Origin of the sequence: Thermococcus sp. LS2 (assembly GCF_012027375.1) — an archaeon.
GTDB lineage: Archaea > Methanobacteriota_B > Thermococci > Thermococcales > Thermococcaceae > Thermococcus_B.
On the sequence record NZ_SNUI01000001.1, the window covers coordinates 82,041 to 92,715 of the forward strand.

The 10,675-nt window shown below is 40.7% G+C and carries 12 protein-coding genes and 1 tRNA gene; 8 read left to right on the forward strand and 5 right to left on the reverse strand.

Annotated features, from left to right (window positions below; genetic code table 11):
• Positions 1 to 28: 28 nt before the first annotated feature.
• The 3 genes from E3E24_RS00470 to E3E24_RS00480 are packed head-to-tail and all read right to left on the reverse strand — an operon-like array spanning position 29 to position 2,299.
• Positions 29 to 1,060 carry a lipopolysaccharide assembly protein LapB gene (locus tag E3E24_RS00470; protein ID WP_167915494.1) on the reverse strand — a complete coding sequence of 344 codons (1,032 nt, stop codon included), beginning with the start codon at positions 1,058 to 1,060 and terminating at the stop codon, positions 29 to 31.
• The gene (gene otg / locus E3E24_RS00475) at positions 1,048 to 1,575 is read right to left on the reverse strand and encodes a methylated-DNA--protein-cysteine methyltransferase (RefSeq protein ID WP_167886155.1); all 528 of its coding nucleotides are present in this window, start codon (positions 1,573 to 1,575) and stop codon (positions 1,048 to 1,050) included. The genes E3E24_RS00470 and otg overlap by 13 nt, the downstream gene beginning before the upstream one ends.
• The gene (locus E3E24_RS00480) at positions 1,562 to 2,299 is read right to left on the reverse strand and encodes an RNA methyltransferase (protein ID WP_167915495.1); all 738 of its coding nucleotides are present in this window, start codon (positions 2,297 to 2,299) and stop codon (positions 1,562 to 1,564) included. Before E3E24_RS00480 ends, otg begins: the two co-directional genes overlap by 14 nt.
• Before the next feature lie 52 nt (positions 2,300 to 2,351).
• On the opposite strand from E3E24_RS00480, the gene E3E24_RS00485 reads away from it, so the two are divergent.
• The 5 genes from E3E24_RS00485 (at position 2,352) to E3E24_RS00505 (ending at position 5,698) form a co-directional block, all read left to right on the forward strand.
• The gene (locus E3E24_RS00485) at positions 2,352 to 3,026 is read left to right on the forward strand and encodes a hypothetical protein (RefSeq protein WP_167915496.1); all 675 of its coding nucleotides are present in this window, start codon (positions 2,352 to 2,354) and stop codon (positions 3,024 to 3,026) included.
• Positions 3,027 to 3,030: 4 nt separating this feature from the next.
• Positions 3,031 to 3,936: a 2-dehydropantoate 2-reductase gene (locus E3E24_RS00490; RefSeq protein ID WP_167886158.1), complete on the forward strand. Its 906-nt coding sequence runs from the start codon at positions 3,031 to 3,033 to the stop codon at positions 3,934 to 3,936.
• 34 nt (positions 3,937 to 3,970) lie between these two features.
• Positions 3,971 to 4,618 (forward strand): TIGR00153 family protein, encoded by a 648-nt coding sequence (locus tag E3E24_RS00495; RefSeq protein WP_167886479.1) that lies wholly within the window; start codon positions 3,971 to 3,973, stop codon positions 4,616 to 4,618.
• A 1-nt stretch (position 4,619) separates the two neighbouring features.
• On the forward strand, positions 4,620 to 5,543 hold the full coding sequence (locus E3E24_RS00500) for a hydroxyacid dehydrogenase (RefSeq protein WP_167886159.1): 924 nt from the start codon (positions 4,620 to 4,622) through the stop codon (positions 5,541 to 5,543).
• 78 nt (positions 5,544 to 5,621) lie between these two features.
• Positions 5,622 to 5,698, forward strand: a tRNA-Ala gene (locus tag E3E24_RS00505).
• On the opposite strand, the gene E3E24_RS00510 is transcribed toward E3E24_RS00505, so the two are convergent.
• Positions 5,677 to 6,837, reverse strand: a complete 1,161-nt coding sequence (locus E3E24_RS00510; protein ID WP_167886160.1) for a hypothetical protein — start codon at positions 6,835 to 6,837, stop codon at positions 5,677 to 5,679. The genes E3E24_RS00505 and E3E24_RS00510 overlap by 22 nt on opposite strands.
• Positions 6,838 to 6,971: 134 nt before the next feature.
• Between E3E24_RS00510 and E3E24_RS00515 the strand changes: the two genes are divergently transcribed.
• From E3E24_RS00515 to E3E24_RS00525, 3 genes are all read left to right on the forward strand, one after another.
• Entirely contained in the window at positions 6,972 to 8,075 is a 1,104-nt protein-coding gene (locus E3E24_RS00515; protein WP_167886161.1) for a M20 family metallopeptidase, read from the forward strand.
• A 67-nt stretch (positions 8,076 to 8,142) separates the two neighbouring features.
• Positions 8,143 to 9,006: a fumarate hydratase gene (locus tag E3E24_RS00520; protein ID WP_167886162.1), complete on the forward strand. Its 864-nt coding sequence runs from the start codon at positions 8,143 to 8,145 to the stop codon at positions 9,004 to 9,006.
• Positions 9,007 to 9,200: 194 nt separating this feature from the next.
• Entirely contained in the window at positions 9,201 to 9,713 is a 513-nt protein-coding gene (locus E3E24_RS00525) for a FumA C-terminus/TtdB family hydratase beta subunit (RefSeq protein ID WP_167886163.1), read from the forward strand.
• Positions 9,714 to 9,805: 92 nt separating this feature from the next.
• Here E3E24_RS00525 and E3E24_RS00530 read toward each other — a convergent pair whose 3' ends face one another.
• Complete coding sequence (locus tag E3E24_RS00530) at positions 9,806 to 10,648, reverse strand: universal stress protein (RefSeq protein WP_167886164.1); 843 nt, start codon at positions 10,646 to 10,648, stop codon at positions 9,806 to 9,808.
• Positions 10,649 to 10,675 lie beyond the last annotated feature (27 nt).

Below are 10,675 nucleotides of genomic sequence, written 5' to 3' on the forward strand. Positions count from 1 at the left end.
ACCTCCTCCAAAAGAAAATAGGAAAAGCTCACTCTTTCTTCTCTTCCTTTGGCCCTGTCCAAGTCTCCTCATTGGTTTGCATTATTTTCTTCCTATACTCCTCATATTTCTGCCTTGCTTCTTGGGCTTTTTCCTTCTCTCCAAGGTATTCGTAAGCCTCAGCCACATGCTTCCACCACATTGGATCTTCTTCCGCCTCTTTCAAGCAGTACTCGAGGAACTTCCGATAAGCCTCTTTAGTAAGCTCTTCATTGCCGAGCTTCCTCGCTATGTTTCCAACGTCCTCCCAGAATACGCCCTCTTCCTGAGCTTCCTTCATATAGTACTCCAAAGCTTTCTGCCATGCTTCCTTTGCTTTCTCCTCATTACCTAATTCCTCATAGAGCTTTGCAACATCCTCCCAGAACCAAGGCTCCTCCTCAGCGTAACGCTCCAAAGCCTTTGCAGCTCTTTCCATGTTTCCAGCTTTTTTCCAGTACTCGTGAGCTTCTTTGAGATAATATGTATCCTTCTCCTTCTCATAGAGCTGCTCATAAATTTCAGCAGCTTTCTCGTATTTCTCAGCTTTCTCGTATGCCCATGCTGCGCTCTCCATCCAACCGAGCTTTTCATACATTTCAGCAGCCTTCAGATAGTTTCCTTTCTTTTCGTACTTTCTTGCAGCTGCTTTGTAGTTGCCTTCCCTTTCCAGCTTCTCTGGGCTCTTGAAGCGGTCAATTAAACCTAAGTCTGGCTCGCTGATGTACCATATTCCAAAAGCTAATCCTAAAATGAACAGAACTATTATTCCTCCAACAATCTTAAGCTTCTGCCAAGTTATGCTCAGATAGGTTGCATAGGCACTCAAAGCTGTTGGCACCAGCAGATAGACCGCATACTTCCAGCTCTCTGCATAGAGAGTCAGCACAAGGAAGAATCCGAGCATTAAGGTTAGCCCCAAAAATCCCAAGCTGAGAACAACCCTAACGAGCATCCAAAAGCCCCATTTGTAGATTATCCCCCCAGCTATTGCAATTATTAGGGCCAAAAATCCTATGATATAAAGTTTCAACTTGTCCATCCTTTCACCCCCTCTAGCTCAAGCAAAAACTGCTTGTACTCCTTTTTTGGTGTGTAGTTTCCTAATCCTGATTTTAAAACAACCCTATGACAAGGAACTATTATCGGATATGGATTTCTCTGCATTGCGTTGCCTATAGCCCTTGGAGATGTTAATAACATTCTGGCAAGCTCTCCATAGGTTATAACGCTTCCTCTTTTAACTTTTTTTGTTAAAATTTCATAAACTTTCCTTTCAAAAGGAGTGACACCTCTAAAGCTCAGAAATTCCAAAGCATCTTCGTTTTCAATTTCACCAATCAACACATTATAGACAATTCTTGGATATTCTGTTTTTTCTTCAGCTAAATCTACCGAAACCTTTCTGTGCTCGAGAAGGGCTTTTAATAAGTTTATTCGCTCCATGAGATATTCATACCCATCAAGAGAAAAAGTTATCCCCTCCATTTTCTCCTCAAACACTGCAGCAATCCAAATTTCCCTTCCAAGGATTTCAAACTTTTCAATGCTTATCATTTTCACACCTCTTGATCTTTTCGATTGCCAGCCTTAAAGGACCGTATAGGGAATAAATTTCCCTTGCATATATGAACGATCTACCAATGACACGGCGGAACATTATAGTAAAGTATTTCCGCCTTATTGGGTCTTTTGGGTAGTTTAGAGTTTCCAAAAGCTCCCTCCAGTATCTAACTAAAATGTCTTTTTCTTCCCTAGTAGCTTTTCTTAAATGTCTGTTTTCTTCTGTGGGAGTTTCTGCTTTAATCTTCTGCTTGTAAATCTCATAGAGAACAACAGCAACAGCATGGCTTAGGTTCATTATTGGATACTCCTCACTTGTTGGTATAGTTACTGTAAAGTCCATTTTTTCCAATTCTTCATTGCTTAAGCCTTTACTCTCTCTGCCAAAGAAAATCCCAATTTTACCACTGTAAAGAAAAACTCTCTTCGCGAATTCTTCAGGACTTATCGGAGTTCTCTCTGGAAGATAGACTTTCCCACTTACCCCAGTTGTCCCTACAGCCACATTAACCATTTTCAGCGCTTCATCTAGCGTTTTGACTATTTTCGCATTTTCTAAGACATCCTTGGCATGCATTGCAAATTTGTATGCCTCACCAGTAAGTTCTGGGGGATTAACTAAAATAAGCTCTCTAACACCAAAATTCTTCATTACTCTCGCAACGAAACCAATGTTCATCTGATACTCCGGCTCCACTAAAATCACTGCGACTTTCATTTTTATCGGAAAGGATTTAAGGTAAGGGATTAAAAATGCTTGCGGTGGGAGAATGGAAAGAGAGAAGCTTGCATTATTCATTTACCTTTCAGCTTTTATAATCTCGCTTTATACAGTGCTTGACATTGTGATGGTAATTCTAACAAATGAGGCAATAGTTTTGGGGAGAAGTGTAGAAGGGAATACTTTGCTCATGATGGAGGCACCGATTATTACTTTAGTTCTCCTATCTCTATCATTCCTCAAGAGGAAAGCAAGGTTTTTTGGTAGCATTGCAATTTTCTCAGCTTTTGTCTTGGCAATATTCCAAAGAGCTGATGTTACAATATCTCTAATTCCCCTTATCGGACTCATGCTTTCTATACTTGCACTCGTAGTTGGTTTTCCAAAAGATAAGCAGCAAGTTAGCTTGAATGAGAGGATTATGAACGCTGCTGTGGGAATAATTTCCATAGGTATGCTGACAGAAGCATGGAATTTTGTCTGGCCTGATGAAGTAAAGCTGGAGATTTTTCTACTGGGAGCTGTTGGCGCTTTACTGATGTTTCTCAAGAACAGGGTAATATCAAGCGGCGGAGTTCCTCTCCTAGTAACGTTTTATTGCTCAGCCGCATACGCTCTATACGCACTCAACTACAACCCACAAATAAGCTGGCAAAGTTTTTGGGCAGCTTCAGTTGTTCTGATTGCATATTCCTTAATTCCCTTAAGAAAGCTTTTGAGGTGAGAAAATGAAGATCTGCATACTTGGAGCTGGTTCAATTGGCTCCCTTTTTGGCGCTTTATTAGCGAGAGCTGGGAATGAAGTAACACTCATAGGACGAGAAGAACACGTGAGAGCAATAAATGAAAAAGGACTCAAAATTGTCGGCATTGAAGAGTTTACAGTTCATCCAAAAGCCGTAACTTATGCTCCCGAGAATGAGCCTGATTTGATAATACTAGCAACGAAATCGTATTCAACAGCCCATGCTCTGAGCTGTGTCAAACACTGCATTGGAAAGAAAACTTGGATTTTGAGCATACAAAATGGACTTGGCAACGAAGATTTGGCATTAAAATATACAAGAAACGTCCTTGGTGGAATAACGACAAACGGAGCAATGCTCGAGGAATGGGGAGTTGTTAGGTGGACTGGTAAGGGAATAACAAAAATTGGGGTCTATCCTAAGGGGAAGAGTGAATTTGCTGAAAAGGTTGCTGAAGTATTTAACGATGCTGGCATTAAGACTCAAGTGAGTGAAAACATAATAGGCTGGAAGTGGGTTAAAGCGCTAGTAAATTCAGCTATTAATCCCGTTGGAGCTTTGCTCGAAGTTAAAAACGGATTCTTACTTGAAAATGAATATCTACAGGCAATTTTGATGGAGATTGTAAAGGAAGGCTGCAGAGTTGCAATGCAGTGGGGGATTGAGTTTGAAGAGCACCCCCTTGAAGTTCTCATCGACACGCTTGAGAGAACCAGAGACAACTACAATTCCATGCTTCAAGATTTGAAGAAGGGCAAAAAAACAGAGATTGATTACATAAACGGCAAGATAGTTGAATATGCCGAGAACATTGGACTTTCAGCACCCATGAACAGCTTACTGTGGAGTTTAATAAAAGCGAAGGAACATCTGACGCAAAGTAAATAAAGTAGCTTACAAAATATTAATATGGGGGATGAAAATGCCAATATTTGGAGGAAAAGAAAGCAATGTGTTTGAGACAATAAACAAGCACTTAGAGATGGTACAGCTCACGTTGGAAAAATTCAAGGAAATGATGAAAGTTTATCTTGAGGGAGATTTTGAGAAAGCAGAAGAGCTGATGAGAGAAGTTGAGCAATATGAAAGAGAAGCAGACCACCTCAGAAGGGAAATCGAAACAATGCTTTACCAAGGAGCCTTTTTACCTGCAAATAGGGGGGACTATGTTAGGCTTTCAGAACTCATAGACAATACAGCCGATGCTGCTGAGAGTGCAGCTCATGTGCTTATTTTGGCAAAGCCAAGGATTCCAAAAGAGCTCAAAGAGGAAATAATGCAGCTCGTTGATAAATCCCTCAAGACCTACGAATACGTAAAGAGAGCAACAGAACTGTTGAACGAAGATGTTAATGAGGCTCTCGAGTATGCAAAGAGAACAGAGGAACAAGAAGAAGAAGCAGACAAGCTTGAATATGACATACTTAAAAATATATTTGAAAGTGAAAAGGTAACAACTTATGCAAAGCTAATTTGGAATCAGGTCATAACTAAAATCGGAGATATAGCAGATAGAGCTGAAGATGCCTCAGACCAAGTTATGTTAATGGCAATAAAGAGGAGGGGTTAAAGTGAAAGTTTTAGTCGCTGCCCCATTACATCCAAAGGCTATTGAGCTTTTGAAGAGCGAGGGATTTGAGGTTATTTATGAAGAGTATCCAGATGAAGAGAAGCTCATTGAGCTTGCAAAGGACGTTGATGCTATAATCGTCAGAAGCAAGCCAAAAGTTACGAGAAAAGTCATTGAGGCCGCAGAGAAGCTCAAGGTAATTGGAAGAGCTGGTGTTGGGTTAGACAACATTGACTTAGAGGCTGCAAAGGAAAAAGGTATTGAAGTCGTTAATTCACCAGCAGCTTCAAGCAGAAGCGTTGCTGAATTAACTTGGGCTTTGATTCTAGCAGTTGCAAGAAAAGTTGCCTTTGCCGACAGAAAGATGAGAGAAGGTGTTTGGGCGAAGAAGCAGTGCATGGGAATTGAGCTTGAAGGTAAGACAATTGGAATCATCGGATTTGGAAGAATAGGCTACAACGTTGCAAAAATAGCAAAAGGCTTTGGAATGAGAATTCTTCTCTATGATGTCATCAAAAATGAGGAAAGAGCAAGAGAAGTCGGTGGAAAGTTCGTTGAGCTTGATGAGCTTTTGAGGGAGAGTGATGTTATAACAATTCACGTTCCGCTCTTAGACAGCACGTACCACCTCATTAACGAGGAGAAGCTTAAGCTAATGAAGAAGAATGCAATTCTAGTCAATGCGGCGAGAGGACCGATAGTGGATACAGAAGCATTGATTAAGGCACTTAAGGAAGGCTGGATTTATGGGGCTGGATTGGATGTCTTTGAGGAGGAACCATTGCCAAAAGACCATCCCCTCACAAAGCTCGACAATGTTGTCTTAACGCCACACATTGGAGCAAGCACCTGGGAAGCTCAAGAGAGAGCTGGCGTCCAGGTGGTGGAGAAAGTTATAGAGATCCTTAAACAGAAAAAGGAGTGATATTTTCTTATTTATATTCATATCTCTTTTTTATGCGAAATATTTAAATAGCCAGCTTTGTTTCTCATCAATGGGTGTGGGCCGGTAGCTCAGCCTGGGAGAGCGCTGCCCTCGCAAGGCAGAGGCCGCGGGTTCAAATCCCGCCCGGTCCACCAATAATTACATCAACTACTTCTCCGTTTAAATTAACTACAACAGCTATAGATGTTGTCACAGCTCCATAGTCTCCACTCAGCAATCTTTTTAACATTATTCCTACGGGAGTTTCAGCCTTTCCATCAAAGAGAGCATTCATAACTTCTTCCTTAAAATGTTCATAAGCCGATTTTGTTGTTTTCCTCGTTATGCCAGCTATAACTATATCAATCTTGACAAGAGTTCCGTTTTCCCATCTAGGTAGAATTCCAATTATGCCATAATCTCCATCCCAAGTCTTGTCCCCACTCTTGAGTCTCCATTTGCCGTCTTCTTTTTCGAATGATACAAGCAGTTTTTCGTTAATCTCTTTAGTGTAATTGTTAACTGCTGGTCCCCCAACACTGAGCACAATCTTGTTGCTGGTATTTTTAATTTCTACATCTTTCATAACATCCACATTTATTGTCAATGTTGGGAAAAGATTGTAAAAGCTTTTCAAGGTTGATGCACCATCCTCAGCAACTTCAAAATCCAATGAGGCAGCTTTGGAACCTACGATGAAAACGACATCCATCTTTCTTAGTGATTCCACTTTTAAAACCACAAAGTCCGCTGTTATGTTGAACTCCTCAATCTCGAAAAGTGCTTTGGTTTCCGAGTTAACTTTGACGAAATCCTTAAGGGTAATTTTCATGTGCTCTGGCTCAAACACCTCATAGGCCTCTCCAATCCCTAGACTAATAACCTTTCCATTGGGAGCAAAAAATCTTACTCTACCCATTGTCAAATCCATTCCTATGACTTCAATCCCCATGTATTTTTCATCTTTTCCTATCTTTACGTATGTGCAATTGGAGAGGTCAGTAACATTGCTGAGCAAATACATAATTCCATGACTTTTATCATAGTAACCAAGTTCGCTGACATTTATATAGATCGGTGGTTCACCAGGATATTTTACTACAACAGGAGCATACCATCCCCAAACTTCACTTAGATAAAATTTTGTAGCTGTTATGTTTATGTATCCAGCTCCAAATGGGATATTATAATATTCACCTTCTGTTATAGGCAGTTTTACGAGAATCTCAGCACCATTTACAAAGTTTATTGGGGTTAATAACAGAAGCGCCAACACAATGCCAATTCGTTTCATTCAAACCACCATAACTATAAACTACTTGTACTTTCTTAAAAAGATTAATTCTAGATTCCGAGTACTAAAGCTTCATTTCAATATTGTACCAAACATTAATAAACTTAGTAACGTAATAATACATGGTGATATTTGTGGAGGTTGAATTGTTGAAAAAACTTGTTTCTATTCCATCACATTTCGGTGAAGAGAAAAGGATTTCTGAATTCATAGCTTCGTTTCTCGAGCCTTATGCCAAGGTCGAAATTCAAAATGTTGAGGGCTTTGGGAACAATGTTATAGCGTATCTAAAAGGTGTAAAAAATACGGTTGTACTTAACGGTCATATGGATACAGTTGGATTAACAAATGGATGGACAAAAAATCCGTGGGGGCAAATTGAGGGGGATAGATTTTACGGTCTCGGAAGTGCTGATATGAAAGGCGGCTTGGCAGCATTAATGAGTGCCTTTGTTGAAGTTGCCAAGCTTTCAAAAAGGGAGAGACCAAATGTGATATTCACTGCTGTTGTCGATGAGGAGGGTTATTCTCGAGGCGCTTGGGAGCTGATAAAGAGTAAGAAACTTAGCAAGGCGGATTTCGTTTTAGTTGGAGAACCTACAAACGAGAAGCTCATGCTCGGAGCAAGAGGTAGGTTCGTTATTCAAATTGAAGCCTTTGGTAAGAAAGCTCACGCTGCGAGGCCTGAGCAAGGCATCAATGCAATAGAAGAGCTTTCAAAGCTTCTAGCAAATTTAGAGAGAGCAAGGCTGAAGAAGCACCGAAAATTGGGAGAAGGGAGCTTCTGCACACTTGAAATTGAAGGAAAAGCAGATGGGCTGAGCATTCCCGAATATGCAAAGGCAATAGTTGACAGGCATACGGTAGTTGGAGAGGACTGGGAATTTGTTAAGGGAACCCTTGAAAAGCTTGCTCAAAAACTTGATATAAAAGCCCAGCTAAAAATTGAAAAATTCAAGAGGCCTACTCCAGAAATGCTCCCCTACTATGTTAAAGAGAACCTCAGAGTCGTAAAAGCCTTTAGGCGAGTATTCAAAGAGAAAACAGGCAGAGAAGTGGAAATAACTTATGGAAAGAGCGTGGGAGACTTCAATTACTTTGGCACTTATCTAGGGAAGCCGACATTAGTTTTCGGCCCAATCGGAGGCAACTGGCACTCTGCTGATGAATGGGTCAGCATAAGCTCAGTGAAGAGAGTTAAAGAAATATATGTGAGCTTTCTGAAAGCCTTAGTTTGATTTCCTTTTCTTTGTCTTTCAAGAAATTTATAACTCTCAACTTATGAGTCAATATGGGTGTTGAGTGTTGGATGAAAACCTTATTAAAGCAGTCATTGAAGCAATTCAGCTAGCTGTGACAAATCTTCCCAAAGATATTGTTAATGCAATAGAAAAAGCGTATGAAAGAGAAGAAAGCAAAATTGCTAAATTTAATCTCGAGAACATTCTTAAAGCGATTGAGATCAGCAAATCCGGGAAAATTCCAATCTGCCAAGATACTGGAACGATAACTTTTTTCGTTGAAGCTGGGATTAAAAATCCGTATCTTGGCGAAATTAGAGAAATTTTAGTGGAAGCAACAAGAAGGGCTACACAAGAAATTCCTCTAAGGCCCAATGCTGTCGATATTCTCACAAATAAAAATTCCGGAGATAATACTGGCAGATTTATTCCGATAATTCACTGGGAGCTTGTTAACGGAGATGAGATTAAAATTGCTGTTCTTCCAAAAGGCGGTGGGAGTGAGAACTGCTCGGCTTTGGCAATGCTCAACCCAAGTGAAGGCTTTGAAGGTGTTAAGAGGTTTGTCGTGGAGAGAGTTAGGGAATGCGAAGGAAAGCCATGTCCTCCCATTGTTTTAGGCATTGGAATTGGAGGAAGCGCTGATTTGGCTTTAAAGCTAGCCAAAAAATCGCTTTTGAGACCACTTGGAATAAGGCACGAAAATGAAATTATCGCACGACTTGAAAGGGAGATTCTTGATGAGGTGAATTCTCTTGGGATCGGCCCAATGGGCATGGGAGGTAGAACAACAGCTTTGGACGTTAAGATAGAATACGCTCACAGACATCCAGCATCTCTGCCCGTTGGATTGATAGTTCAGTGCTGGGCTCACAGAAAAGCCTTCATAGAAATTGATAAAGAGGGAAGGGTTAAAATTTGGCAGTAATTTTTGAGACATCAAACACCTTTCAAGTTTCTCCAAAACGGCATCATAAAGTCATTCCCGACCCAACAATTTGGCATTCATAGCCTCACCTAGTTTATAATTTGCCCAAACCCATACTTACAGGAGGGTTTGAGAAAATTTGTCAAGTCCAAAAAGACTTTAAGGAGAGAGTTAGAACTTATCATGGTGGTGTTATGGATCTAAAAACCCCTTTAAGCTATGAAGATGTCTTAAAACTCAAAATTGGGGATATTATACATCTTTCCGGAATCATATACACGGCAAGGGATTTGGCACACAAAAGAATCATTGAGCTTGCAAAAAACGGAGAGCTGCCCTTTGATTTGGAAGGTGCAGTCATCTATCACTGCGGTCCCGTTGTGAGAAAAAATGGAAAATTCAAAATAGTCTCCGCTGGCCCTACAACAAGTGCAAGAATGAACCGTTATCTCAATGAAATTTTGGCTCTGGGAGTTAAGGGGATAATTGGAAAGGGGGGCATGAATGCCGAGCCCTTTAGAGAACATAAGGCTGTGTATTTTGCCTTCACGGGTGGAGCTGGGTCTTTAGCAGCTAAGAGCATTAAAAGGGTTGTAGATGTCTACTGGCTTGACGAGCTTGGCATTCCTGAGGCTGTTTGGGTATTAGAGGTTGAGAAATTTCCGCTTCTTGTTGCTGTTGATGCATATGGAAATTCAATACTATAAAAAGAGTTAAAAGCTAAACAAGACTAATCATTACAGCCGATGATGGCAACAGGGTAGCTGCCGATTGATGACGAAGCCGTTCCAGTCTGAGGCTATTCACACGGCACCAAAAGCACAGGCAGCTTTGAGTCCCTGATAACCCTTTCTGCTGTGCTCCCAAGCAATAACTCTTTAATAATACCCCTGCCCTTTTTGCCCATTACAATAAGCGTTGCATTTTTTGTTATTGAGACCCCTATTATTCCTTGAGAAGCAACGCCGGCCAATACCTCTATTTCAACCGGAAACTTCACGATTTTTGTATATTTCTCAAGGTTCTGCCTGGCTTTTGCTATGTTGTCCTCAAGCTCCTCAGCTTTGCCATAATCTACAACATGAAGAAGAACTCCTTTCCTAGCAAGCTCTTCAAACTTCTTGACAGTTTCCATTATCCTTATTGAGCACGATGAAAAGTCTAGAGCTACCAACGGCTTGTCAAAGATTTTCTCACAGTCATGTAAGCATTTTATTTTCTCTTCCTCTTCATCCCATTCGTATCTGATGAGGAGAACGGGCTTTTTAGCGGCTCTTACAAGGTTTGAAGCTGTGCTTCCTAAAAACATCTGCCTCAAAATGTTCTCTCCCTTTGAAGGGCTTATAATCAAATCAACATCCTTTTCTTTGGCAATCTCAGCTATTTCCAACGAAGGAATTCCAAGCTTTACAATTGGTTCAACTTCTACTCCCCTCTCTCTAAGCTCATTTGCTAAGTTGTCCAACTGCTCCGCGTCAATCTTCATAAGCTCAAGAGCTTCAATATCCGTTGCAGTAATATCAACTACATGCACAAGATAGAGCTTTTTAACTCCGAGCTTAAAGAATTTTGGGACGCAGTTCCTTAGAGCATGTAAGGACACTTCAGAAAAATCTGTCGGAAAAAGTATCTTCTCAAACATTGGATTCACCAATGATATCTTATGCAA